Below are 243 nucleotides of genomic sequence, written 5' to 3' on the forward strand. Positions count from 1 at the left end.
CGGACACGTCCTAAGAAGGTGCCGAATCTAGGTCAGTCTTACTATGTGACGGAGAACAGGCTAAATCGAGATTTTCAAGCAGATAAGCCACTGAAGAAGCTGGTGACGGACATCACTTACCTTTACTTTGGGACCTGTAAACTTTACCTGTCCTCCATCATGGACCTCTATAATCGTGAGATTGTAGCTTATACCATCTCAGATTGCCAGGATACGGACTTTGTGCTGGACACGCTCCATCAA

General features: G+C 46.1%; 1 protein-coding gene. It reads left to right on the plus strand.

Features of this window, described 5'->3' with window-relative positions; translation table 11 throughout:
- Positions 1 to 243 (plus strand): DDE-type integrase/transposase/recombinase (locus ACFOSE_RS03400; RefSeq protein WP_380430517.1); only part of this gene is annotated, 243 nt, incomplete at both ends.

The sequence above is a fragment of the Streptococcus dentapri genome (assembly GCF_042649885.1).
Classification (GTDB): Bacteria; Bacillota; Bacilli; order Lactobacillales; family Streptococcaceae; genus Streptococcus; species Streptococcus dentapri.